General features: G+C 71.2%; 24 protein-coding genes. 18 read left to right on the top strand and 6 right to left on the bottom strand.

Translation table 11 applies throughout. The features are described from left to right. The first annotated feature begins 18 nt into the window (after positions 1 to 18). Positions 19 to 1713, top strand: coding sequence for a putative bifunctional diguanylate cyclase/phosphodiesterase (locus tag Ade02nite_RS36855; RefSeq protein WP_239169324.1), 1695 nt, complete (start codon positions 19 to 21; stop codon positions 1711 to 1713). Here Ade02nite_RS36855 and Ade02nite_RS36850 read toward each other — a convergent pair. Beyond that, positions 1703 to 2992: an MFS transporter gene (locus Ade02nite_RS36850; protein ID WP_203773901.1), complete on the bottom strand. Its 1290-nt coding sequence runs from the start codon at positions 2990 to 2992 to the stop codon at positions 1703 to 1705. The two genes, Ade02nite_RS36855 and Ade02nite_RS36850, sit on opposite strands and share 11 nt — an antisense overlap. A gap of 53 nt (positions 2993 to 3045) precedes the next feature. On the opposite strand from Ade02nite_RS36850, the gene Ade02nite_RS36845 reads away from it, so the two are divergent. The 10 genes from Ade02nite_RS36845 to Ade02nite_RS36800 all read left to right on the top strand — a co-directional run bounded on the left by Ade02nite_RS36845 (position 3046) and on the right by Ade02nite_RS36800 (position 12717). Beyond that, complete coding sequence (locus Ade02nite_RS36845) at positions 3046 to 4044, top strand: GlxA family transcriptional regulator (protein ID WP_203773899.1); 999 nt, start codon at positions 3046 to 3048, stop codon at positions 4042 to 4044. A gap of 77 nt (positions 4045 to 4121) precedes the next feature. Next, positions 4122 to 5786, top strand: a complete 1665-nt coding sequence (locus tag Ade02nite_RS36840) for a GspE/PulE family protein (protein ID WP_203773897.1) — start codon at positions 4122 to 4124, stop codon at positions 5784 to 5786. Positions 5787 to 5885: 99 nt separating this feature from the next. Then, positions 5886 to 7031 (top strand): type IV pilus twitching motility protein PilT, encoded by a 1146-nt coding sequence (locus Ade02nite_RS36835; protein ID WP_239169323.1) that lies wholly within the window; start codon positions 5886 to 5888, stop codon positions 7029 to 7031. A 4-nt stretch (positions 7032 to 7035) separates the two neighbouring features. Next, the gene (locus tag Ade02nite_RS36830) at positions 7036 to 8268 is read left to right on the top strand and encodes a type II secretion system F family protein (RefSeq protein ID WP_203773895.1); all 1233 of its coding nucleotides are present in this window, start codon (positions 7036 to 7038) and stop codon (positions 8266 to 8268) included. A gap of 50 nt (positions 8269 to 8318) precedes the next feature. Then, entirely contained in the window at positions 8319 to 8822 is a 504-nt protein-coding gene (locus Ade02nite_RS36825; RefSeq protein ID WP_203773893.1) for a type IV pilin protein, read from the top strand. A gap of 44 nt (positions 8823 to 8866) precedes the next feature. Further along, positions 8867 to 9643 carry a prepilin peptidase gene (locus Ade02nite_RS36820; protein WP_203773891.1) on the top strand — a complete coding sequence of 259 codons (777 nt, stop codon included), beginning with the start codon at positions 8867 to 8869 and terminating at the stop codon, positions 9641 to 9643. A gap of 30 nt (positions 9644 to 9673) precedes the next feature. Next, positions 9674 to 10699, top strand: a complete 1026-nt coding sequence (pilM, locus tag Ade02nite_RS36815) for a type IV pilus assembly protein PilM (RefSeq protein WP_203773889.1) — start codon at positions 9674 to 9676, stop codon at positions 10697 to 10699. Next, positions 10699 to 11385 (top strand): hypothetical protein, encoded by a 687-nt coding sequence (locus tag Ade02nite_RS36810; RefSeq protein WP_203773887.1) that lies wholly within the window; start codon positions 10699 to 10701, stop codon positions 11383 to 11385. The genes pilM and Ade02nite_RS36810 overlap by 1 nt, the downstream gene beginning before the upstream one ends. Beyond that, positions 11385 to 11993 carry a type 4a pilus biogenesis protein PilO gene (locus tag Ade02nite_RS36805; RefSeq protein ID WP_203773885.1) on the top strand — a complete coding sequence of 203 codons (609 nt, stop codon included), beginning with the start codon at positions 11385 to 11387 and terminating at the stop codon, positions 11991 to 11993. The genes Ade02nite_RS36810 and Ade02nite_RS36805 overlap by 1 nt, the downstream gene beginning before the upstream one ends. Before the next feature lie 76 nt (positions 11994 to 12069). Next, positions 12070 to 12717, top strand: a complete 648-nt coding sequence (locus Ade02nite_RS36800) for a GntR family transcriptional regulator (RefSeq protein WP_203773883.1) — start codon at positions 12070 to 12072, stop codon at positions 12715 to 12717. Here the strand turns inward: Ade02nite_RS36800 and Ade02nite_RS36795 are convergent. After that, the gene (locus tag Ade02nite_RS36795; protein ID WP_203773881.1) at positions 12714 to 13544 is read right to left on the bottom strand and encodes an LLM class flavin-dependent oxidoreductase; all 831 of its coding nucleotides are present in this window, start codon (positions 13542 to 13544) and stop codon (positions 12714 to 12716) included. The two genes, Ade02nite_RS36800 and Ade02nite_RS36795, sit on opposite strands and share 4 nt — an antisense overlap. Positions 13545 to 13687: 143 nt before the next feature. Here Ade02nite_RS36795 and Ade02nite_RS36790 point away from each other — a divergent pair, with 143 nt between their 5' ends. From Ade02nite_RS36790 to Ade02nite_RS36775, 4 genes are read left to right on the top strand one after another with little or no spacing between them, the layout of a single operon-like run. Beyond that, a complete protein-coding gene (locus tag Ade02nite_RS36790; RefSeq protein WP_203773879.1) occupies positions 13688 to 14095 on the top strand; it encodes a response regulator in 408 nt (135 codons plus the stop codon). Positions 14096 to 14107: 12 nt separating this feature from the next. Next, positions 14108 to 14548, top strand: a complete 441-nt coding sequence (locus tag Ade02nite_RS36785; protein ID WP_203773877.1) for a response regulator — start codon at positions 14108 to 14110, stop codon at positions 14546 to 14548. 33 nt (positions 14549 to 14581) lie between these two features. Further along, positions 14582 to 15343: a hypothetical protein gene (locus tag Ade02nite_RS36780; protein ID WP_203773875.1), complete on the top strand. Its 762-nt coding sequence runs from the start codon at positions 14582 to 14584 to the stop codon at positions 15341 to 15343. After that, complete coding sequence (locus tag Ade02nite_RS36775) at positions 15340 to 15885, top strand: hypothetical protein (protein ID WP_203773873.1); 546 nt, start codon at positions 15340 to 15342, stop codon at positions 15883 to 15885. The genes Ade02nite_RS36780 and Ade02nite_RS36775 overlap by 4 nt, the downstream gene beginning before the upstream one ends. Here the strand turns inward: Ade02nite_RS36775 and Ade02nite_RS36770 are convergent. After that, on the bottom strand, positions 15882 to 18887 hold the full coding sequence (locus tag Ade02nite_RS36770; protein ID WP_203773871.1) for a toll/interleukin-1 receptor domain-containing protein: 3006 nt from the start codon (positions 18885 to 18887) through the stop codon (positions 15882 to 15884). The genes Ade02nite_RS36775 and Ade02nite_RS36770 overlap by 4 nt on opposite strands. A 45-nt stretch (positions 18888 to 18932) precedes the next feature. On the opposite strand from Ade02nite_RS36770, the gene Ade02nite_RS36765 reads away from it, so the two are divergent. From Ade02nite_RS36765 to Ade02nite_RS36755, 3 genes are read left to right on the top strand one after another with little or no spacing between them, the layout of a single operon-like run. Beyond that, on the top strand, positions 18933 to 19070 hold the full coding sequence (locus Ade02nite_RS36765) for a hypothetical protein (protein ID WP_203773869.1): 138 nt from the start codon (positions 18933 to 18935) through the stop codon (positions 19068 to 19070). Then, a complete protein-coding gene (locus tag Ade02nite_RS36760; protein ID WP_203773867.1) occupies positions 19070 to 19756 on the top strand; it encodes a DsbA family oxidoreductase in 687 nt (228 codons plus the stop codon). The genes Ade02nite_RS36765 and Ade02nite_RS36760 overlap by 1 nt, the downstream gene beginning before the upstream one ends. After that, the gene (locus Ade02nite_RS36755; RefSeq protein WP_203773865.1) at positions 19753 to 20346 is read left to right on the top strand and encodes a TetR/AcrR family transcriptional regulator; all 594 of its coding nucleotides are present in this window, start codon (positions 19753 to 19755) and stop codon (positions 20344 to 20346) included. The genes Ade02nite_RS36760 and Ade02nite_RS36755 overlap by 4 nt, the downstream gene beginning before the upstream one ends. On the opposite strand, the gene Ade02nite_RS36750 is transcribed toward Ade02nite_RS36755, so the two are convergent. The 3 genes from Ade02nite_RS36750 to Ade02nite_RS36740 form a co-directional block, all read right to left on the bottom strand. Continuing rightward, positions 20347 to 20721: a hypothetical protein gene (locus Ade02nite_RS36750; RefSeq protein ID WP_239169322.1), complete on the bottom strand. Its 375-nt coding sequence runs from the start codon at positions 20719 to 20721 to the stop codon at positions 20347 to 20349. Continuing rightward, complete coding sequence (locus Ade02nite_RS36745; protein WP_203773863.1) at positions 20721 to 21227, bottom strand: hypothetical protein; 507 nt, start codon at positions 21225 to 21227, stop codon at positions 20721 to 20723. Before Ade02nite_RS36745 ends, Ade02nite_RS36750 begins: the two co-directional genes overlap by 1 nt. Before the next feature lie 292 nt (positions 21228 to 21519). After that, positions 21520 to 22317, bottom strand: coding sequence for a class I SAM-dependent methyltransferase (locus Ade02nite_RS36740; RefSeq protein WP_203773861.1), 798 nt, complete (start codon positions 22315 to 22317; stop codon positions 21520 to 21522). Positions 22318 to 22333: the final 16 nt, after the last annotated feature.

Raw genomic sequence — 22333 nt, 5'->3', positions numbered from 1 at the left:
CCCGCCGATGGGACGGCCATGGTTCGTTCCGGCAAGGCCATGGACAGGGTGCGCCGCGGTGTCGACGACGCCCTGATCTTCGCGTCGCTCCTCGCGCTCGCGTGGCCGTTCCTCTTCGAGTGGCTCACCGAGCAGGACGCGAGCGCGATGGGCTGGATCCTCCCCCTCGCCGGGGTGGTCCTGATCGGCGCGGCGGTGGCCCGCCTCGCCGACACGTGGCCGCTGGTGCAGTACGCGCCGGTCGGCGCCGCCGTGGTGACCGCCGGCGTGCAGCACGGCGAGCTCGGCGGCGCCGATCCCGGGCTGACCTGGATGATCATCATCGTGGCCGGGATCATCCTGGTCCGGCAGTTCCTCGGCTCACACACGAACGAGGGCCTGATGCGCGACCTCACCCGGCAGCGCGCCATCCTGGCCCGGCAGGCGTTCCGCGACCCGCTGACCCAGCTCGGCAACCGGGCCATGTTCATGGACCACGCCACGGATGCGCTGGCCGACGCCGACCAGACGATGACCGCGGTGATCCTGTTCGACCTGGACGGGTTCAAGGGCGTCAACGACACGTACGGCCACGCGGCCGGCGACGAGCTGCTCAAGGTGACCGCCGAGCGGCTGAACGCGAACGTGCGCGCCAACGACACCGTCTCGCGCCTCGGCGGCGACGAGTTCGTGGTGCTGCTCCCCCGCCTGGTCGACGACGCGATCGCCGACACCGTGGCCGGCCGGATCCTGCGCGACCTGGAACAGCCCCTGGCCATCGGCGAGGTCGTGCTGACCATCCGGGCCAGCGCCGGCATCGCGATCACCCGGGGCGGCGAGCACGACGTGGACACCCTGCTGCGCGAGGCCGACGAGGCCCTCTACCAGGCGAAGGAGGACGGCAAGGGCGTCGTGCGCCGGTTCGATCCGGGCCGCTTCGCCGAGATGGAGCGGCGCCGCCGCGACGAGGCCGACCTGCGCCGCGCGTTCCTGGAGGGCCAGTTCGAGGTCTTCTACCAGCCGATCGTCGACCTGGCCGGCGAGCACACCGTCGGCGTCGAGGCGCTGGTCCGATGGCAGCACCCGACCCGCGGGCTGCTCCCGCCGGCCGCCTTCCTCGACCTGGCCGAGGCGATGGGCATGATGCCCAAGCTGGGCCTCTGGATCCTGCGCGAGGCCTGCCTGCGCGCGGTCGAGTGGCAGCGCGCGAACCCCGGCTTCGAGCTCAACGTCAACCTCTCCGCCTCGCAGCTGGCCAGCCCGGAGCTGACCGGCGAGGTCCGTGCGGTGCTCGAGGAGACCGGCATGCCGCCGGAGCTGCTGGTGCTGGAGCTCACCGAGTCGGTCGCGCTGACCGACCTCGAGGAGTCCGCCCGCATCCTGGGGTCGCTCAAGACCCTGGGGGTACGGATCGCGCTGGACGACTTCGGCACCGGCTTCTCGTCGCTGAGCCACCTGGGCGCCCTGCCGGTGGACGTCGTGAAGATCGACAAGTCGTTCGTGCAGGCCATGCATGACAGCTCGGTCGGCGGATCGGTGGCCGAGGCGGTCCTCCAGATCGCCCGCACCTTCAACCTGGCGCCGGTCGCCGAGGGCGTGGAGGACGGCGAGCAGGCCGACCGCCTGCGCGAGCTGGAGTGCGTGCACGCGCAGGGCTACCACTTCGCCAGGCCGATGCCGGCCGACGAGCTGACCGGGCTGCTCACCCGGCAGGCGGGCGCGCTCAGGCCTTGACCGGGTCCGCGGCCAGCCCGATGCCCGCAGCGATCGGCCGGAGCCTCTTGCCGGCGAAGAGCATGAGGCTCAGCAGGCTGGCCAGCACGGCGAGCGCCCCGGCGCCGTACCAGGCCCAGGTGTACGCCCCGAGCTGGTCGCGGACGAGGCCGGCGGCGGTGGCGGCGGCCGCGGCGCCGATCTGGTGCGAGGCGAAGACCCAGCCGAAGACCACGGCCCCGCGGTCGCCGAAGTACTCCCGGCACAGCGTCACGGTCGGCGGGACGGTCGCCACCCAGTCGAGCCCGTAGAACAGGATGAACACCACCATGCTCGGATGCGCTGTCGCCGCGAAGAGCGACGGCAGCACCAGCAGCGACATCCCGCGCAGGAAGTAGTAGGCGCCGAGCAGGATCCGGCTGTCCACCCGGTCGGTCAGCCAGCCGGACAGGATCGTGCCGACGATGTCGAAGAGCCCGACCAGCGCGAGCAGGCTCGCCGCCGTGGTCTCGGCCATGCCGTGGTCGTGCGCGGCCGGGATGAAGTGGGTGCCGACCAGCCCGTTCGTGGTGGCGCCGCAGATCGCGAAGCCGCCGGCGAGCAGCCAGAACGGCCTGGTCCGGGCGGCGTCGCGCAGCGAGCGCAGCGCGATCCGGGCCGCGCCCGTGTGCGCGATGGGCTTCGGCTCCTCGTAGGCGCCGCCCAGCGGCCCGAGGCCCAGCTCGGCCGGGTGGTCGCGCAGGCGCCACCAGACCAGCGGCACGACCAGCAGCGCGGCCCCGCTCACGGTGAGCGCGGCGACCCGCCAGCCGTGGCTCTCGGTGAGCGAGGCCAGCACCGGCAGGAAGACCAGGTTGCCGGCCGCGCCACCGGCGGTCAGGATGCCGGTGACCAGGCCGCGGTGCTTGACGAACCAGCGGCCGGTGATGGTGGCGACGAAGCCGAGCGCCATCGATCCGGTGCCCAGCCCGACGAGCACGCCCCAGAGCAGGATCAGCTGCCAGCTCGTCCGCATCAGGACCGTGAGGCCCGAACCGGCGGCGACCAGCACGAGCGCTGCCATGATCACGCGCCGGATGCCGAAGCGCTCCATCAGCGCTGCGGCGAACGGCGCGGTGAGGCCGTAGAGCAACAGGTTGACCGAGACCGCCGCGGAGATCGTGCCGAGCGACCAGCCGAACTCGTCGTGCAGCGGCCGGAGCATCACGGACGGGGTGGCACGGAACCCGGCGGCGCCGACGAGAGCGACGAAAGCGACAACGGCGACGAACCAGGCCGGATGAATGCGGGTCTTGAACACGTCTCCCAGTTTGCGAATCTTCGCCGGGCCGGACGAGTGGCCGAGAGGCCATCATGCGCAAGAATCGGGCCATGCATGATGGACGCCATCTCGTAGCGGTCGTGGTTCTCGACGGAGTCGTCCCCTTCGATCTCGGCACAGCCGTCCAGGTGTTCCGCGCCGCGCGCGACGCCGACATGCGACGGCTCTACAAGACCGTGGTCTGCGGCCCGGGGCCGGTCCGCAGCTCCGTCGGCTTCACGGTGACACCTGATTACGATTTGTCCGCTATGTCGACGGCCGACACGATCGTCGTGCCCGGCGTCGACGCCGGGACCACTGTCACGGAGGGCACACTTCGGGAAGATGTCCGAGATGCGCTGCTGGCGGCGGCCCGGCGCGGCGCCCGCATCGTGTCCATCTGCACCGGCGCCTCGGTGCTGGCGGCGGCGGGACTGCTCGACGGCCGCCCTGCGGCGACGCACTGGGCCTGGGGCGAGACGATCGGCGCGCTCTACCCCCGGGTGCGCTGGAACCTCGACGTCCTGTTCGTCGACGACGGCGACATCCTCACCTCGGCCGGCGTCGGCGCCGGCGTCGACCTCTGCCTGCACATCGTCCGCGGCGACCACGGCACCGAGGTGGCCAACCGCGCGGCCCGCCGCTGCGTGCTCCCGCCCTGGCGCGAGGGCGGCCAGGCACAGTACATCGAGCGCCCGGTCCCGCAGGCCGCCGGCAGCGGCACCGCGCCGACCCGAGCCTGGACGCTCGACCGGCTCGCCGAGCCGGTGACGCTGGAGGAGATGGCCGCGCACGCGAGCATGAGCGTGCGCACCTTCACCCGGCGCTTCCGCGAGGAGACCGGCACCAGCCCGCGGCAGTGGCTGCTGCGGCAGCGCGTCGCCCACGCTCAGCTGCTGCTCGAGTCGACCGATCTGGGAGTCGAGTCGGTGGCCCGCCGCTCCGGTCTCGGCAGCGCCACCGCCCTGCGGCAGCACTTCCAGGCCACGATCGGCGTCGCGCCGACGGCGTATCGGCGAACCTTCCGGCAACCCGCGCCAACCGCGTCCTAACCGGGCGCGGCTCAGCTGGGTCCGCGCACGTCCGATGGGCAGAGGCAAGCACCGACAAGCCCGATGCAAAGGACGTCATGGACCAGACCTTCCGCCCGCTGCTGGACGCGCTCAAGCAGATCGGGATCGATCCGCGCGCCGTCGACGCGGCCGCCGAGGAGGCCCAGCGCAGCGGCCGGTCGGTCCGCGCCGTCCTGATCAACGACAACGTCGTCACCGAGGAGCAGCTCACCGAGGCCGCCGCCCAGGCGTTCGGCATCAACACGGTCGACCTGGTCAGCTTCACCCCCGAGCCGGCCGCCCTCAAGCGCATCCCGCTGCCGGTCGTGCTGCGCCACCGCGTGCTGGGCCTGTCGATGTCCGGCGGCGAGCTGGTCGTCGGCGTCACCGACCCCGGCGACGTGGTCGCGCTCGACGACGTCCGCGCCGCGACCGGCATGACCGTGCGCCCGGTCGTGGTCGCCCGCAGCGAGGTCCGCCGGATCATCGAGCGGCTCCAGCGCGAGGCCAGCGACCTCGGCGAGCTGGCCGACGAGGAGGAGGACCCGTCCGCGATGGCCGCGCAGGCCACCAGCGCGGACGACGCCCCGATCGTGCGGTACGTCAACAGCCTGATCGAGCAGGCCGTCATGAACCGCGCCTCCGACCTGCACCTCGAGCCGACCGAGGACGACATGCGGGTGCGCTACCGCATCGACGGGGTGCTGCACGAGGTCGACGTGGTGCCGCGCGGCGTGATGGCGGCGCTCACCTCCCGCATCAAGATCATGTCGGGCGTCGACATCACCGAGAAGCGCGTGCCGCAGAACGGCCGCATCACCGTGCTGATCCGCGACCGCACGGTCGACCTGCGGACCGCGACGCTGCCCACGGTCTGGGGCGAGAAGATCGTCCTGCGGGTGCTCGACACCGGCGGCATCGACCTCGACATGAACAAGCTGGGCTTCACCCGGCACAACCTCGACCGCTTCGCCGCGTCGTTCTCCAAGCCGCACGGCATGGTCCTGGTCACCGGCCCGACCGGGTCCGGCAAATCGACGACGCTGTACGCCACGCTGGGCCGGATCAGCAAGCCCGAGGTCAACGTGATCACGGTCGAGGACCCGGTCGAGTACCGCCTGCGCGGGGTCAACCAGGTGCAGGTCAACGCGAAGGCCGGCCTGACCTTCGCGGCCGTGCTGCCGGCGATCCTGCGGTCCGACCCCGACGTGGTGCTGATCGGCGAGATCCGGGACGCGGCCACGGCGCAGATCGCCGTCGAGGCGTCGCTCACCGGTCACCTGGTGCTGTCGACCCTGCACACCAACGACGCGCCGGGCGCGGTGACCCGTCTGACCGAGATGGGCATCGAGCCCTTCCTGGTCGGCTCGTCGCTCGACTGTGTGCTGGCCCAGCGGCTCGCGCGCCGGCTCTGCGACTGGTGCAAGGAGGCGTACAAGCCGACCGAGGCGGAGCTCGTCGGCGCGCGCTGGCCGTTCGAGGACCTGGCCGTGCCGGAGGTGCTCTACACGCCGAAGGGCTGCCGCAACTGCGCGAACACGGGCTATCGCGGCCGGATCGCCGTACACGAGGTCATGCCCATCTCGCCGGAGATCGAGTCGCTGACGATCCGGCGGGCCTCGGCCAACGAGATCCGCGAGGTCGCGCTCTACCAGGGGATGTACGAGCTGCGCGCGGACGGGCTGGCCAAGGCGGCCGGTGGGCTGACCTCCGTACGGGAGGTCTCCCGAGTGGCGGTTTAGCTTAGCCGTTTTTTGAGCGGTTCACCCGAATAGCCCTAAACAGCCCCTCAACCGGCCGGGCGAAGTGCCGAATACAGATGGCGCCACCCAACGAAAAGGATGCCGCAGCAGATGTACACGACCCAGCAGGTGCCGCAGCAGGCGGCGCCCCTCGAGCCGGCCGCTCCCGCGCCGGGCGATCTGGCCGTGCTCAACCAGATGCTCGTCACCCTGGTCGAGTCGCGGGGCTCCGACCTGCACCTGACCGTCGGCACGCCGCCGATGATCCGGGTCAACGGGTCGCTGCGGCCGCTTCAGGGCTACGGCAACCTCAACTCCGCCGACACCGCGCTGCTCGCCCGCGCCTCCATCACGGGCGAGCAGTGGCAGCAGTTCCAGGAGAAGCAGGAGCTCGACTTCGCACACAGCATCGCCGGCGTCTCCCGCTTCCGCGGCAACCTCTACGTGCAGCGCAACTCGTGCGGCGCGGTCTTCCGGGCCATCCCGCACGAGATCAAGCCGCTGGACGAGCTCGGCATGCCCGAGTCGGTGGCCCGCTTCGCCCACCTGCCGCGCGGCCTCGTGCTGGTGACCGGCCCGACCGGCTCCGGCAAGACCACCACCCTCGCCTCGATCCTCGACCTGGCCAACCGCACCCGGTCGGCGCACATCATCACCATCGAGGACCCGATCGAGTTCCTCCACCCGCACAAGCGCAGCGTGGTCAACCAGCGCGAGGTCGGCTCGGACACCGAGGACTTCGCCAGCGCGCTCAAGCACGCCCTGCGGCAGGACCCGGACATCATCCTCGTCGGCGAGCTGCGCGACCTGGAGACGACGGCCACCGCGCTGACCGCGGCCGAGACCGGTCACCTCGTGCTCGCGACCCTGCACACGCAGAGCGCCACGCAGACCATCGACCGCGTCATCGACATCTTCCCCCCGCACCAGCAGCTGCAGATCCGCGCGCAGCTGGCCGCCTCGCTCCAGGGCGTCGTCACCCAGGCGCTGGCGCCGCGCGCCGACAACAAGGGCCGCGTGGTGGTCGCCGAGATCCTGACCGCGACCCCGGCGATCCGCAGCCTCATCCGGGAGGGCAAGTCGCACCAGATCCCCTCGTTCATGCAGGCCGGCGCCGGCGACGGCATGCTCGCCTTCGACCAGCACCTGGCCGAGAAGGTGCGCGAGCAGACCGTGACCATGGCGACCGCCCTGGAGCTCTGCCACTCCCAGGAAGAGCTCAAGCGGCTCGTGGGACGGATGTGATCACATGCCGGCCACCAAGGTCTTCCGGTACAGCAGCATCGACGCCGCCGGCCACCGCGGCCGGGGCACCGTCGAGGCGCCCAACGAGGCCGCCGCCCAGCACGTGCTCCGCCAGCGCGGCGAGACGCCGCTCGAGCTGAGCGAGGCGGGCAAGGGCCTCGACCGGGAGATCAAGATTCCGGGGCTGGGCAGCCGGGTCAAGCTCAAGGACCTGGCCATCTTCGCCCGCCAGTTCGCCACGATGACCGCCTCGGGCATGTCGCTGCTGCGGTCGCTGGCGATCCTCGAGGAGCAGACCTCGTCGCCGCCGCTGAAGCGGGCGATCGCCGAGCTGCGTACCGAGGTCTCCGCGGGCGCCTCGCTCTCGGCGTCGATGGCCAAGCACGACCGGGTCTTCCCGCGCCTGATGATCGCGATGATCCGGGCCGGCGAGACGGGCGGCATGATCGACCGCGCGCTGGAGCAGATCGCGGACAGCCTGGAGAAGGACTCCGCGCTCCGCGGCAAGATCAAGAGCGCGATGACCTATCCGGCCATCGTGCTCGCGTTCACGTTCGTCATGATCGCCGCGGTGCTCATCTTCATCGTGCCGATCTTCGAGAAGATGTTCGCCAGCCTCGGCGGCGAACTGCCCGCGATCACCCAGTTCCTGGTCACCGCCAGCCACAACATGGGCTGGATCGGGCCGCTGGTGCTCGCCGCCGGCTTCGGCGGGGCGATCGCGTACAAGCGCCAGATGCGCGCCAGCGAGGAGTTCCGCCTGCGGGTCGACCGGATCAAGGTGCGCCTGCCGGTCTTCGGGCCGCTGTTCCGCAAGCTCGCGATGAGCCGCTTCTCGCGCAACCTGGGCCTGCTGCTCAACGTCGGCGTGCCGGTGATGCAGGCGCTGACCGTGGTCGGCGAGACCACCGGCAACGAGGTCATCAACCACGCCATGAAGGACGTGCAGAACGCCGTCCGGGACGGCAACACCATGTCGTCGGCGCTGCGCAACCATCCGATCTTTCCAGCCATGGTCACGCAGATGATCGAAGTCGGCGAAGAAAGCGGTCAAATCAGTCAGATGCTCGACAAGGTTGCCGATTTCTATGACAGAGAGGTCGACAGCGCCGCCGAGAGCCTGACCGCCTCGATCGAACCGATCATGGTCCTCGTGATGGGTGCCGTGGTCGGCGGAATGGTGGTCTGTCTCTACCTCCCCATGTTCACGATCTACCAGAACATCCAGACGAACTAACGGGCCCCCGCCCTCGCTCCCCACCCCACATCGCCATGGAGGCACCCCCAATGCAGGACGTCATCAACCGGCTCCGCACCAAGAAGGCCGACGAGGGCTTCACGCTCATCGAGCTGCTGGTCGTCGTGGTCATCATCGGCATCCTGGTCGCGATCGCCGTGCCGGTCTACCTGAACTACCGCAAGGGCGCGGCGGACAAGTCGGCGCAGTCCGACGTGCGGGGTGCGGTGAGCACGATCGAGCAGTACTACACCGACAACAACAACTCGTACCCGAGCATCACGACGATCGTGAACAAGTCGGCGAGCTTCCAGCTCTCGGACGGCTCCACGACCGCCCAGAGCACCGCGCCGGCCGGCTGGGTCACGCTGTCGGACGGCTCCCTCCTGACCTACGTCCCGGGGGCCGCGTCCACCACCGGCGGCAGCCAGATCGCGACCTACAAGGTCTGCGCCACGAACTCCAACGGCAGCGGCAAGGTCTACGCCTACGACAGCGCCGTCGGCGGCTCGGTCAAGGTCCTGGCGAGCAAGAACATGACGACCTGCGCCTGACGCGGCGACCGATCCACCGGCTCTGAGAGAGGAGGGCGACTGCGATGCTGCTGATCGTGGTGGCCCTCCTCGGCCTGGCCGTCGGCTCGTTCCTCAACGTGGTCATCTACCGGGTGCCGCGCGACGAGTCGCTGATCCACCCCCGCTCGCACTGCCCGGCCTGCGGCAGCGAGGTCCGCAACCGGCACAACATCCCCGTGCTGGGCTGGCTGATGCTGCGCGGCCGGTGCGCCGACTGCGAGGCCCCGATCAGCCCCCGCTATCCGCTGGTCGAGACGGTCACCGCCGCCCTGTTCGTCGCGGTGGCCGCCAAGTTCGGCCTCACCTGGGAGCTGCCGGCCTACCTCTACCTCGCGGCGATCGCCGTGGCGCTCGCCGTGATCGACCTCGACGTCATGCGCCTCCCCGACAAGATCGTCCTGCCCTCGTACGCGGTGGCGCTGGTCCTGATCGCGCCGGCCGTGATCGCGCACCACAGCTGGCAGCAAGCGGGCCGCGGCCTGATCGCCGCGGCGGTGCTCTACGTCCTCTACTGGATCCTCGCGGCGCTGCCGAGCGGCATGGGCGGCGGCGACGTGAAGCTCGCCCCGCTGCTCGGCTTCTACCTCGGCTGGCTCGGCTGGAGCTCGGTGGTGATCGGGGCGTTCGCCGCGTTCCTGCTCGGCGGCCTGGTCGGCGCCGCGCTCATGGGCCTGCGCCGGGCGCACCGCAAGTCCCGCATCCCCTTCGGGCCCTACATGCTCGCCGGCGCCTTCCTCGCGGTCTTCGCGGGCGCGCCGATCGCCGACTGGTACTCGTCGCTCCTCGTACCCACCGTCTGACCTCGTACCCCACCGTCTGAAAGGACTGCGATGGCTGGCGCACCGCCGATCGGGCTGGACATCGGCTCGTCGTCCATCCGGGCCGTCGAGGTCCGCCGCGGCAAGGACGACTACACGCTGACCAACTTCGGCCAGGTGCCGCTGCCGCCCGGCGCCGTGGCCGGCGGCGTGGTGCAGGACCCGCTGATGGTCACCGCGGCGATCAAGCAGCTCTGGGCGGCCTGCAAGTTCGGCTCCAAGAACGTCAGCATCGGCGTGACCAGTCCCCAGCTGGTGGTCCGCGAGCTGAGCCTGCAGAACCTGCCGCCCAAGGAGATGAAGCTGGCGCTGCCCTTCCAGGTCAAGGACGCACTGCCGCTGGCCGTCGAGCGCTCGCTGCTCGACTTCTATCCGCTGGAGGCGCCGGGCGACAACGCGACCGTGCGCGGCCTGCTCATCGCCATGCCCAAGGACGCGGTGATGACCTCGGTGGCCGCCGTCGAGAAGGCCGGCCTGCACGTCAAGGCGGTCGACCTGGCCTCGTTCGCGATGCTGCGCGCCGCCTCCCGGCTGGACACCCAGGTCGAGGCGATCGTGGACGTGGGCTACGACGTGACCAGCGTGATCGTGCACGCCGACGGCGAGCCGCTGATCGTGCGGACCGTGCCGCGCGGCGGCCAGGAGATCACCGACGCCATGGCCACCCGGCTCGGCGTCCCGCCCGGCGAGGCCGAGATGCTCAAGTGCCGCTTCGGCCTGCACGGCGACGGCCGGCCGGAGACCGTCGAGGCGGCGATCGAGGCGGTCCGCCCGCTCGTCAGCGAGCTGCGCAGCTCGTTCACCTATCTGGCCTCGGGCGAGCGCCAGAAGCAGGTCACCAGGCTCGCGCTCTGCGGCGGCAGCGCGCTCATGCCGGGACTCGCGGAGCACCTTCAGGAGCAGCTGCGGATCACCGTGATGTACGCGGACAGCGCCAGCCGCCTGCGCGACACGCGAAAGGGCCGCGAGCGCGGCTTCGACAGTTTCGTGCCGTCGGCCGCCGTGTCGATCGGCCTGACCCTGGGAGCGGCAGCCTGATGGCGACGACGACGACGACCCTGATGCCGATCGACCCCGCCGTGACGCCCGAGCGGGCCGCGCGGGTCCTGCCGATCCGCGCGAACCTGCTGCCCGGCGAGCTCAAGGCCGGCCGCAACGCGCGCCGGACGCGCTTCCTGCTGATCGGCGCCGTGATCATCGTGATCGGCGTCCTGGTGGCGTGGTACCTGCACGCCCGCCAGCAGCTGGACGCCGCGCAGTCGAATCTGGACACCGCGAACGAGATGGTCACTCAGGCGAAGAAGAACAAGAGCAAGTACTCCGCGGTGACCGACCTCATGAACGACCAGACGCGCGTGCAGGGCGAGCTGAAGTCGCTGCTCGCCGACGACACGCCCTGGTCGACGGACCTCGGCTACATCCGCACCGACGCCACGGCGGCGGGGGTCACGATCTCCGAGGTCGTCGGCACCCTCACCGATGCGTCCCTCACCTCGTCCGGCGCCGCCGTCGCCTCCATCTCGGTCAACGGCAGCGGGCCGGACAAGAAGAAGATCGCCTCCTTCGTCGAGAAGCTCGCCGACCGCGAGCAGCTCACGCTCCCGTACGTGACCACGGTGACGTACGACGAGACCGGCAAGGAGTACGAGTTCGCGCTCACCGTCGGCCTCACCACCAAGGCCCTCTGCGGCCGCTTCACCACCACCTGCGGGACGGGAGACTGATGGACGCCCGGCGCTCGAACCAGATCTGGCTGGCCGGCGGGGCCGCGGCCATCGTCCTGCTCGTCCTCGCCTCCTGGCTGCTGCTGATCTCGCCGAAGCTCTCCGAGGCCGACTCGGTGCAGGCGGAGGCCGAGGACGTCAACATCCAGCTGCTGCGCCTCAACAAGGAGGTGTCCACGCTGGCCGCGCAGGACAAGAAGAAGAGCACCTACCAGGCCGCGGTGGACGATCTCGCCGACAACCTGCCGGAGAGCTACGGCGAACCGGACTTCCTGCGCATGCTTCAGACCACCGGAACGGCGACGAACGTGGCGGTCAGTGGCTTCACCGCGGGCAACGCGCAAGCCTCGACGACCGTGACCACGGCCTTCGAGATGCCGATCGCGCTCACCGCGAAGGGCACCCAGGCCAACATCGACAGGTTCCTGGTGCGCCTCCAGGACGTCCAGGACCGTGCCGTGCTGCTGAAGTCGGTCAGCCTCTCTACCGACGCGAAGACCAAGACGGTCAGCGCGAACATCAGCCTGACCGCTTTCTGCACCACCACGGAGATCCACGACAGTGGCGACGAACCGACCGGCAGCGACACCTGCAAGACCGGTAACTGATCTTCACGGCGGGTACAACGGGTGAACTCGGTGGGTAGGCGTCCCGGGCGATTGTCACCCTGAGTACCCTGCCCGTATGTCATACGCGGTCCCGCCGACCCGCACCGCCGCGGTCGTCCGCCAGCTGCGCAACGAGATCGTCACGGGCGAGCTGTCACCGGGCACCCTGATTAAGGACGCGGAGCTGGCCGCGCGCCTCGGCGTGAGCATCACGCCCGTGCGCGAGGCCATCGCCCAGCTCTCCGTCGAGGGCCTGATCGACATAGCGCCCAACCGCACCCGCCACGTCACCCGCGTCACCCAGAAGAACGCGCTCGAGCTGATCGACGTGATGAGCGTGCTCGCCTGCGCGGGCTTCGAGTGGGGCGTCGACAACCTCACCATCACCCACATCGACCTGATGCGCCGGCGGCAGCACGAGTTCGTCGAGGCGCTGCGCGCCGGCAACGTGCTCGCCGCGGGCGCCGCCGGCTCCGACTTCAGCAGCATCGTGATCCTCGCCAGCGGCAACCGCGAGCTGCAATCCATGGTGGACCTCGTGGTGGCGCGCACGATGCGCATCCTCGCGATGACCGCCGAGAGTGACCTCTGGAGCACCTGGATCGAGGGTCACGAGGCGATCCTCGAGCTCCTCGAGGCCGGCGACCGCAAGGGCGCGCTCAACCGCTACCGGCAGATCTACGTCGACTACCGCGCCCGCGTCGAACGCGAGCTGTTCGACTAGCGCTCGATGAGCTCGGCGGCGTCGGTCGTGCGTACCGCGAACCGGGTGATGCCCCATCGCCGCTCGATCTCGCTGAGCTTGGCGGCGATCTCGCCCGTGGTGCCGATCAGGACGAAGGGCGCGGCGATCAGGTCGCGCTCCGTCTCGCCGGTCTCCTTGGCATACGCGGCATAGCCCGCACCCGCGTCGTCGGTGATCTCGAAGCGCTGCACGAGCGCCTCCTTCGGCTTGTCGCCGCAGAGCTCCACCTGCGCGTCGATCTCGGCGACGCTCCACCGGGTCTCGTGCATGTGGCCGTCGGGCAGCGTACGGCCGAGCCCGGACAGGCCGATCAGGTCGGCGTGCGCGGCGGCCCAGCGCAGCAGCCGGGTGTTGCCGCCACCGAACAGCAGCGGCACCTTGTCCTGCACCGGGCGCGGCTTCTCCAGGCCGCCGGCGAGCAGCCGCGCGGTCTCCTCGGCGACGGCGATGCAGCGGTCGACGCGGCCCTTGATGTCCGGGCGGGTCCTGCCGACCGCCTCCCACTCGGACGGGGTGTGCCCGGCGCCGATGCCCAGGATCGCCCGGCCGCCGGAGACCACGTCGAGGGTCGCCACGTCCGAGGCGAGCAGGATCGGCTCCCGCACGCCCGCGTTCGAGACGTACGACCCCAGCCGCAACCGGGACGTCACCGCGGCGGCCGCGGCCAGCGCGACGAACGGTGACGCGGCGGCGCCCGGATGGTCGGCGACGTAGAGCGCGTCGAAGCCGAGATCCTCGGCCGTGCGCGCCAGGCCGATCCAGTCGGCGGCGGTCGTGGGCTGCGCCTGCAGCGAGAAGGTCACCATCCGCCGATCCTCGCCGCCGCCCTCGGCCGGCGGACAGCCCTTTTCGCGATCGGCGAATGCGCTACCGGTCTGCAACCGGAATCTCCCTGGAGGTCACCCCGGCGCGGCCGATGGGGCGGGTGTCCGAGAGAAAGGCCGGTCCGATGGCACAGCACCAGCACCTCATCCTCATCGCCGAGGACGACCGCGACATCCGCGACCTGCTCACGGTGACGCTGGAGTCGGCCGGCTTCGCCACGGTCGCCGCCAAGGACGGCAACACCGCGGCCCGGATCCTCCGGGTCGCCCGCCCGGCGGGCCTGATCACCGACGTACGGATGCCCGCCCTGAACGGCATGGAACTGGCCCAGATCGCCCGCCGCGACCCGGCGATCCGCGACACCGCGATCCTCATGATCTCGTCGAACGCCCACGCCCACGACATCGACGCCGGCCTGGGCGCCGGCGCCGACCGCTACCTGCCCAAGCCGATCTCACCCCCGCGGGTCGTCGCCGAACTGCGCGACCTGCTCGAGTCCCGCTCCCCGTCCGGCCCGCAGCCCCGCTCTTAGGAGGAACGACCCATGACCGCGCTTCTCGATCGCCCCACCGACGCCGACGCGTTCACCCGGGCCATGACCTCCCGCCCGTTCAGCGCCCCGGCCGGCCCCAGCATCCTCATCGCCGACGATGACGACGAGGTCCGCGACATCATCGAGTTCCGGCTCCAGGTGGCCGGCTTCCGCACCCTCACCGCCGACAACGGCCTCTCGGCGCTGACCCTGGCCGTGCAGCGCCGCCCCCACGTCATCATCCTCGACGTGACCATGCCCCAGCTCGACGGCCTGACGGTCTGCTCCGAGCTGCACAACTCGCCCACCACCGCCGAGATCCCGGTCCTGATGATCAGCAGCTCCGGCGACCCGGCCCGCCTCCTCGCCACGGGCGCCGACGACTTCCTGCCCAAGCCCTTCACCTCCCACGAGATGATGCGCCGGGTCAACTGGCTCCTCATGTCCAGCTGAGATAGATGGACATCGCTTGCTAGCTTCGGCGAGGTGAGCGGACGGCCCCGCGGACCGGGCGACGACACCCCGTCGCCCGGCCGGCGCGGCCGCGGCCCGGGCGCCGCCGGCTCCGTGGCCCAGGCCCACGAAGCGGTCGCGGCCATCGCCCGCTCGGGCCGCCCGGCAGCGGCCGGCGGCACCGGCGTCCCGCACGGCCCCGCCGCCGAGTTCCGGCCCGGATTCCCGCGCGGCGCCGACTTCATCGACAGCGGCGGCGGGTTCTCACCGGAGGCCGCCGACGCCTACCGGCGCATCCGCCACAGCCCCGAGGACACGGCCCTCGTCGCATCGCACACGGGAATCGACCCCGCGGTCGTCGAAAGAATGCGCCGCAATCTCTTCGTCGAGCAGCACGACGTCGCGGTCGGCCCCAACCGGGTCGAGCGCGGCTACTTCACGCCGGACGACGACATCGCCGAGCTGTGGGACGCGGCGGCGCGAGGGACGCTCGGGCCTACGAGACTGGCCGACTTCCGGGCGCTCGTGGCGCACGAATACGTCGAGAACAAGCTGATGGAGGCCGGGCTGCCGTATCGCTCCGCGCACCCGGACTCCTTCAACGCCGAGGGCGACAACGTCGTCAACCGTCTCCATCCCGGGGCCCACGATCTGGCGCCGCACGCCTGGCGGCCGGACGCCCCGCTGGAGCATTGGCAAAGGTTCGGGTTGGACGGATCCGCGCTGGAGATGGCGCCCGACCTGTCCAACCTCGATGCGGTCGTGCAGGCGGTGCTGGGAGGATTGGGGCGATGACACCCGACGAAGCTGTGCGTGCGATGGCCGAGCGCCTCAAGGCCGTCGACTGGAAGCGCCGCGGCGACAAGTCGTGGTCCAAGGCCGCCCTGTTGAAGGAGTACTTCCGCCGTGCGGCTCGTTGGCAGCGGGCCTACGGCTGCGAGGCGTCGGTGCCGTTCTACGACATCGCCGCATGTGTCGATCCGGGGGTTCGCGCCGATCCGCGCGTGGCCGACGAGGTCATCGGCAAGATCGGGCCGGGCAACCGGTCGGTTCCCCGCGTGGTGCCGTTCATCCTGCACTGGGCCGCCCTGCGTGCCACCCCTGGTGTCGAGTTGCCCGGCGACCTCGAGGACCCCTTCGAGCCCCTGGTCCTGCTCTTCGAGCGGGGCGGTGGTTTCCACACCGAGAACGGCGAGGTCAACCTCGAATACGTCGCCGTTCGCATGGCGGGCTGGCAGGACCGGGCCGACAACCCTCCGCCGATCAGCCTCGCGGCCGACGAGCTCGACGCTCTCGACCGGGACGGGGCGGCCGCCCAGCGCGGGGACGCAGGCTAGAGGTCTTTCAGCAGGCCGGTGGGGTCGGCCGGGGCCATCGTGGCGAGGCGGGCGCTCACCTGGGCCGTGACGCCGGGTGCCGCGCACACCGCTCGGGCCGCGCGGAACGTCGCCCGGGCCTCGTCCACAAGGGCGGGACGGCCGCTCAGGGCCAGCCCCGCCAGCGCCAGCGCCTTGCTGTCCAGGGTCTCGTAGTCCGCCGGGTTGTGCGCCAGGATCTGGTCCGCCAGGGTCACCGCCTCCGCGAAGGCCGGCGCCGCCTCGCCTCCCGCGCGTAGCGTGATGATGCCGTCGAGGACCGCTATGCCCGCGCGCGACGGCGGGTAGACGAGGGTGCGGGCCTCGTCGATCACCGCTCGGGCGGCCGCCGTGTCGCCGGCGCCCAGGTGGGCCTCGGCCAGGCCGCGGCGGGCCTCGGCGCGGAACTGGACCGAGCTGATCTCGTCGGCCGTCTCGACGGCGCGGCGCTGGTGGTCGATCGCCTCCGGCCAGCGGCCCAGCTGGGCGAGGCAGCGGCCGATGTTGTTGGTGGCGGCCGACTCGACCAGGCGGTATCCGATGCGCGTGCTCAGCTCCAGCGCCGCACGGCAGTGGGCCATCGCCTTGTCGTACTGGCCGAGCTCGGCGTACCGCTCCCCGAGGTTGTGCAGTTGGTTGGCCTCGCCCTGCTGATAGCCGACCTCGCGGGCGATGGCGAGCACCTGCTCGTACAGCTCGATCGCCCGGTCTATCCGCCCGGCCGCCGAGTGACGGTTGCCCAGGTTGCCGAGCGCGGCGGCCTCGCCCTCACGGTCGCCGATCTCGCGGCTGATCGACAGCGCTTCCTCGTACAGGGACATGGCCTTGCCGGTCTGCCCCAGGTCGGCGTAGCAGGTGCCGAGACCGCAGAGCGCGGTGCCCTCGTTCTCGCGCAGGCCGGCCTCGCGGAAGCCGTCGAGCGCCGACGACAGCAGCTCGATCGCGGTGGGGAAGTCGCCGATGTACGAGTGGCACAGGCCCCGGCTGTACACACTGGACGCGCGCAGCGCCGGATCGGTGACGCGCCCCGCCAGCCGCGAGTGCAGCTCGATGCTCTGCCGGTAGTGGCCCCACTGCATCAGATAGGCGAAGTCGATCGACAGCAGCAGCTGGGCGGCAGTGTCGTGGTCGCCGGCCTGGAAGCGCATCTCAAACTCGGCGAGGTGCGGGGCGAGGTCGTCGAGGGTTTGCAGCTTGTCCTGCGGCGGGCGCACCCGCGTGAAGTAGTCGGCGCCCCGTGACCGCAGCTCGGCCAGCACGCCCGGGGCGAGCCGGCCCAGCGCGTACTCCCGGTCGACCTGGTGCAGGTAGTAGCGGCCGGCGTCGCGCCGCGCGAACTGCGTGTTGACCAGCCGGCGCAGCACCGGCGCCGAGTTGATCGTCGGACGGCCGGGCTGGAGCAGGTAGTCGACGGCGACCGGCGGCACGGGCATCGGGAAGACGGCGAGCGCCTGCATGACCTGCTGGGCGAGCGGGTCGAGGCGCAGGAAGCCCTCCCCCACGATAGCGGTCACCACGTTGTCGGGCAGCCGGGCGGTTTGGTCGAGGATCTCGGCGAGGGTGCTGTCGCGGTCGGCGGCGAGGATGCCGGCCAGCGCCTCCAGCGCGCGCGGATAGCCGCGGGTGCGTTCCCGGGCGAGCGCCAGCTGCTCCTGCGGGGCGTCGCGGAGGCCCAGCTTGCCGTCCGGGTCGCGGGCCTTCAGGAGCATTTCCGCGTACGGGTGGGGAAGGCCCTCGTCGAGATCGATCCGCCGCTGGCGGCCGGGCTCGTGCAGCAGCAGGGGCCGCGGGCCGAACCGGGTGGTGATGACGATCTTGACGCCGTGCGCGGGCGCGGACAGCAGCGCGCGCAGGCCCTCGTCGAGCGCGGCCTCGGTGATCGCCCCCGGCTCCGGGTCGAGCAGGTCCTCGAAGTTGTCGAGCAGGACGACGGTGCGCCCGGACGGAAAGGCCTCCAGCAGCGCGTACATCAGGCCCTGGGGTGTCTCGTGCGGATCACGGTAGCGGCCGAGCAGCGGCTCCGCGGTCTCGGGCGGGAGCAGGGCGCACAGGTCGGTGAAGAGGTTGGCGAAGCTGACCGGGTGACGGCTGCGCGTGCTCAGGTAGACGATGCCGTCCGCGGGCAGTTCGCCCAGATCGTCCGGGAGCCGGCCGGTCTCCAGCCCCCGGAGCAGGCGGCACACGACCGCCGTCTTGCCCACGCCGCCGCGGCCCACCACGGTCGCGAGCCGGGTGTCCTCGGCGCGCAGGAAGCCGGCGAGCATCTCGGTCTCGACGTGCCGGTCCTGGAAGAAGCTGGGCCGGTCCATCGGCGGCCGGTTGACCACGCGCACACCGGAGACCGGCGACGAGGGCGTGCGCTCGGGTTCGCGCTGCACGGCGATGTCGGTGGCGATGCGCACGTCGGTGCGGGTCAGCGCGCCCTCCGGGTCGGCCACCACCCGCTCCTGCTCGGCGATCTGCCGGCTCAGCTCCCGCATCTCCTGCTGGATCCGGGCGGCCTCGTTGTCGTCGCGGGCCCTCGGCAGGTCGCGTTCGGCGTCGGCCACGCGGAACCGCAGCTCGCGCAGGACGCCCTCGGGCCCGTCCAGCTGGGTGAGGAAGAGCCGCAGCCGCGCGACCCCCTGGTCGAAGGCACCGTCGAAGTCGATGTACTGCCGCGACTGGAGCCGGAACGGCAGTCCCGCGCCCGGCCCGAGCCGCAGCGGGATGACGGGCTTCTTGTACTTCAGCGCCCAGCCCCACTCGTCCCGGCAGATCGACGTCGGGCGCACGCTGTCCGGCGTCATCACGAAGAGCAGGCCGCGGCAGTCCTGGATCGCTTGCGCGATCTGCTCGTCCCACCCTTGCTGCCACGGTTGCAGCTCACGGACATCGACCCACAGACGGTACGCGGGAACGCCGGCCGCCAGTGTGTCGGCGAGCCGGCTCACGAAGTCCGCGCCGTCGTGGCGCGAGTAGCTGACGAAGTAGTGCCCGTCCACACATCCTCCCCGCCCGGGATCGTACGCGAGCTACATTTCTTGACTATGGAGTCAAGTAATCTCGAGCCGGAGCCCGCCGAGGCCGCCCCGGACGCGGCCGAGCCCTCGGCGCCGGCCGCGCTGATCCTGTTGGAGCCCGCGGACGACGCCGGCGCCTGCTCCGTGGACGGGTGGTGCGACTGATGACCGCCGGCGTGTTCGGCCGGGCCGCCGAGCCCATCGTGATCGACGTGTGGAGCGACGTCGTCTGCCCGTTCTGCTACCTGGGCCACGCCGTGCTCCGCGAGGCCGTCGAGCAGTTCCCGCACGGCTCCGCCGTCCAGGTGCGCTACCACAGCTTCCAGCTCAACCCCGGGTTCCCGCCCGGCGAGACGGTCCTCGCCGACGACTACCTGGCGCGGCAGCACGGCATGCCGAAGGCCCAGATCGCCGCCTCGCACGCCCAGCTGACCGCCCGCGGCGCCCAGGCCGGCCTCGACTACCGCTTCGAGCGAGCCCTCATGGTCAACACGCTGGACGCGCACCGGATCATTCACCTGGCCAAGGCGCACGGCCAGGAGAGCGCCATGGTCGACCGCCTGTTCCGCGCCGAGTTCACCGACGGCCTCGACGTGTCCGACCACAAGGTCCTCGCCGGCCTCGCCGCCGAGCTGGGCCTCGACCGCGCCGAGGCGGAAAAGGCCTTGGCGACCCGCGCGTACGAGAACGACATCCGCGCCGACCTGGCCCGCGCCCGCGAGCTCGGCATCACCGGCGTCCCGTTCTTCGTCTTCGACGACAAACGCGCCGTCTCCGGGGCCCAGCCGGTGGAGCTGTTCCGCCGCGCCCTGGACCTCTCCTGGCAGGACAGGGAGACTCAGCCGGCATGACCCACCCACGTCCGCCCCAGCCGCGGCTGCGCGCGGACGCGCGGCGCAACGTCGAGGGCATCCGCCAGGCCGCCCTCGACGTCTTCCGCACCTCCGGCCTGACCACCCCGCTCGACGAGGTGGCCAAGGCCGCCGGCGTCAGCAAGGGCACCATCTACCACCGCTTCGGCAGCCGCCGAGCCCTGATCGACGCCGTCGTGGACGACCTGGTGGCCGAGCGCCTCCGCGACATCATCGAGGCGGTGGAGGCCCTGGACGACCCGCTGGCCCGCTTCGAGGACTACCTGCTGCGCATGTGGCTGCTGCAATACGACGAGCCCGCCGCCAACGACGTCCTGACCAGGGTCCTCCCGGACTCCGTCCAGCTGACCACCCTCTGCGACAAGGCGAACAGGTTCGGCCGGCGCCTCCTGGAGGAGGCCCAAGCGGCCGGGGCCATCCGCCCCGACCTCACGCCGGCCGACCTGACCTACCTGATCCTCGAACGAGGGGCGGCCCTGCGCGCCTGCGCCGGCCAGTCGCGCGCGGACTACGCCCGCCGCCTGGACTTCCTGCTGCACGGCCTCCGCAGCTGGCCCCGGCCCGCCTGATCAATCACCGGCCGCTGCATCCCGGCCCGCCTGATCGATCACCGACCGCAGCATCCCGGCCAGCCCGCGGAGAAACTCGGCCGCCCCGGCGTCCGACGGGTCGTCGAGCACCCAGTTGCCGTCCCACCCGACGAGCTGAGCCGCCGTTCCCTCCCGCAGTTCCGTCGCCAGAACGGATTCCAGAGCGCCGAGAACGCGCCGATGCATCCGGGTGCTGGTCCCGGCGATCCGCCGCAGCCGGGTCTCGACCTCGTGCAGGCTCTCCGCGTCGGCCACGTATCCCAGGAGAAACTCCCGCACAACCTCCAGCGGCGGACGCTCGCCCTGCTGGGCGAGCCGCGCCCGCACCGAATCGGGAAGATCGGCCATCTCCATCAGCTCACACTAGTCCCGGGTGGCAGCACGCCCGCCGGGAAGGCGGTCACGATGAAGGGCTGCGGCGGGTCCGATCCCGGAACCAGGTCGATGGAGATCCTGACGAGGCTCGCCGCGGTGTACTGAGCCTGCCGCGGCCCGGCCCCGTACATGCCGTTGTTGAAGAAACCCTCGCCGACCCGGTGCCCGGCATCGAACGCGCCGGTGTGCGAGCCCTCGGTCGACAGATCGGTCCGAATCGCGTCCCAGTTCTTCCGCACGTACGTGTTGATCTCGCGGTTCATGGTCGTGTGATCAGTCCATTGCAGCGACCAGTTGTCCGGCCGGTCCCACCCGTGGTCGCCGTAGATCCGCCCCTCCACGGTCTTGGTTCCGGGCTCGCGCCGCAACGGGATGTCGGGCCCGTGCCGGTCGACAGTGTGCGCCCCCTGCCCCTCGAAGGCGTCATCATTCCGGGCGACGTTGAACACCGGCGGCTCGTCACCGAGCCGGTCGTAGACATCCATGACCGCGGCAAGCTCGGCGTCATGCGGTTGTGCCGCCGGCTTCGGCCCCTCGGTTCCACGATCACCGGCTGTGGGTCTGCCCCGGACCGCCACATCGGCGACCGACCGCTGACCCTCCTCGACACTCCGCGCCGAAGGAGCTCGCCGCGGCGACGGGCCCTCGTCCCCGCCGTGCGGCCTGGAACGCCCGGTCACCCTTCACCCGATCCGAGGCACCTGAGCACAACGCGAGCTTAACGAGCGAAGTCCATCTATCGGTGCACGATGCAGAGGCATGACGAGGGTGGGTGCGCTAGGTGGCCGGTTTTCGGGCGTGGGCGTAGACGACGTTGGTTTCCAGCCGGCGCACCTCGTGCCGGCGCAGCCAGGCGGTGGTGGCCGTTCGCACTCGGAGCGCGGCGGCCGGGGTGAGTTGCTCCACGGTGGCCCGGTATCCGGTGCCGAGCACGATGGTCCACCAGTCTTCGGGGCCGGCCAGCTCGTGTGTGCCCGGCTCCGCCTCGACGGCGGGTGTGGCCGCGCCGGCCTGCCGAAAGAGGCCGGACAGGATCGCCGGGTCGGTGACCCTGGTCCACGGGTGGAAGGCGCCCACCAGGTCGAGGCGTTCGGTGGCGACCGCGGTCCAGAACGCGGTGGTCGCCGGCTCGAGGAACGCCGAGCCCCACACCGTGACGGCCAGCGTGCCGCCCGGGCGCACCAGCCGCCACAGCTCGCCCAGGGCGGCGGGCATGTCGGGCAGGAAGAAGATGCCGAAAACGCAGATGACGGCGTCGAACGATGCGGAGGGCAGCCTTGTGTGCTCCATGTCGGCGACGCGGAACTCGACGTTGGTCAGGCCCTGGGCCCGAGCCTTGGACCGGGCCAGGGCCAGCGCCGGCTCGGCGAGATCGACGCCGAGCACCCGGCCGGAGTCACCCACCGCGTGCGCGGCCGGCAGCGCGGACGCGCCCGTGCCGCAGCACGCGTCGAGGACCCGGTCACCCGCCCGCAGGCCGATCCGGCCGACGGTCCGGCGGCCGAACCGGTCCCAGAACGACAGGGCGGGGTGGTCGAAGTGATCGACGGTGGCCGCGTAGGTGGCCGCCGACATCGCCCTGATGTCAGCC

The organism is Paractinoplanes deccanensis (genome assembly GCF_016862115.1).
GTDB lineage: Bacteria > Actinomycetota > Actinomycetes > Mycobacteriales > Micromonosporaceae > Actinoplanes > Actinoplanes deccanensis.
This window is presented reverse-complemented; position numbering and strand designations above follow the sequence as displayed.

What these genes read in the sequence shown, in the direction of transcription:
- Ade02nite_RS36855 (WP_239169324.1), top strand. Translation starts at nt 19, where the DNA reads ATGGTTCGTTCCGGCAAGGCCATGGACAGGGTGCGCCGCGGTGTCGAC.
- Ade02nite_RS36845 (WP_203773899.1), top strand. Translation starts at nt 3,046, where the DNA reads ATGCGCAAGAATCGGGCCATGCATGATGGACGCCATCTCGTAGCGGTC.
- Ade02nite_RS36840 (WP_203773897.1), top strand. Translation starts at nt 4,122, where the DNA reads ATGGACCAGACCTTCCGCCCGCTGCTGGACGCGCTCAAGCAGATCGGG.
- Ade02nite_RS36835 (WP_239169323.1), top strand. Translation starts at nt 5,886, where the DNA reads ATGCCGCAGCAGATGTACACGACCCAGCAGGTGCCGCAGCAGGCGGCG.
- Ade02nite_RS36830 (WP_203773895.1), top strand. Translation starts at nt 7,036, where the DNA reads ATGCCGGCCACCAAGGTCTTCCGGTACAGCAGCATCGACGCCGCCGGC.
- Ade02nite_RS36825 (WP_203773893.1), top strand. Translation starts at nt 8,319, where the DNA reads ATGCAGGACGTCATCAACCGGCTCCGCACCAAGAAGGCCGACGAGGGC.
- Ade02nite_RS36820 (WP_203773891.1), top strand. Translation starts at nt 8,867, where the DNA reads ATGCTGCTGATCGTGGTGGCCCTCCTCGGCCTGGCCGTCGGCTCGTTC.
- pilM (WP_203773889.1), top strand. Translation starts at nt 9,674, where the DNA reads ATGGCTGGCGCACCGCCGATCGGGCTGGACATCGGCTCGTCGTCCATC.
- Ade02nite_RS36810 (WP_203773887.1), top strand. Translation starts at nt 10,699, where the DNA reads ATGGCGACGACGACGACGACCCTGATGCCGATCGACCCCGCCGTGACG.
- Ade02nite_RS36805 (WP_203773885.1), top strand. Translation starts at nt 11,385, where the DNA reads ATGGACGCCCGGCGCTCGAACCAGATCTGGCTGGCCGGCGGGGCCGCG.
- Ade02nite_RS36800 (WP_203773883.1), top strand. Translation starts at nt 12,070, where the DNA reads ATGTCATACGCGGTCCCGCCGACCCGCACCGCCGCGGTCGTCCGCCAG.
- Ade02nite_RS36795 (WP_203773881.1), bottom strand. Translation starts at nt 13,544, where the DNA reads ATGGTGACCTTCTCGCTGCAGGCGCAGCCCACGACCGCCGCCGACTGG.
- Ade02nite_RS36790 (WP_203773879.1), top strand. Translation starts at nt 13,688, where the DNA reads ATGGCACAGCACCAGCACCTCATCCTCATCGCCGAGGACGACCGCGAC.
- Ade02nite_RS36785 (WP_203773877.1), top strand. Translation starts at nt 14,108, where the DNA reads ATGACCGCGCTTCTCGATCGCCCCACCGACGCCGACGCGTTCACCCGG.
- Ade02nite_RS36775 (WP_203773873.1), top strand. Translation starts at nt 15,340, where the DNA reads ATGACACCCGACGAAGCTGTGCGTGCGATGGCCGAGCGCCTCAAGGCC.
- Ade02nite_RS36765 (WP_203773869.1), top strand. Translation starts at nt 18,933, where the DNA reads ATGGAGTCAAGTAATCTCGAGCCGGAGCCCGCCGAGGCCGCCCCGGAC.
- Ade02nite_RS36760 (WP_203773867.1), top strand. Translation starts at nt 19,070, where the DNA reads ATGACCGCCGGCGTGTTCGGCCGGGCCGCCGAGCCCATCGTGATCGAC.
- Ade02nite_RS36755 (WP_203773865.1), top strand. Translation starts at nt 19,753, where the DNA reads ATGACCCACCCACGTCCGCCCCAGCCGCGGCTGCGCGCGGACGCGCGG.
- Ade02nite_RS36750 (WP_239169322.1), bottom strand. Translation starts at nt 20,721, where the DNA reads ATGGAGATGGCCGATCTTCCCGATTCGGTGCGGGCGCGGCTCGCCCAG.
- Ade02nite_RS36745 (WP_203773863.1), bottom strand. Translation starts at nt 21,227, where the DNA reads ATGGATGTCTACGACCGGCTCGGTGACGAGCCGCCGGTGTTCAACGTC.
- Ade02nite_RS36740 (WP_203773861.1), bottom strand. Translation starts at nt 22,317, where the DNA reads ATGTCGGCGGCCACCTACGCGGCCACCGTCGATCACTTCGACCACCCC.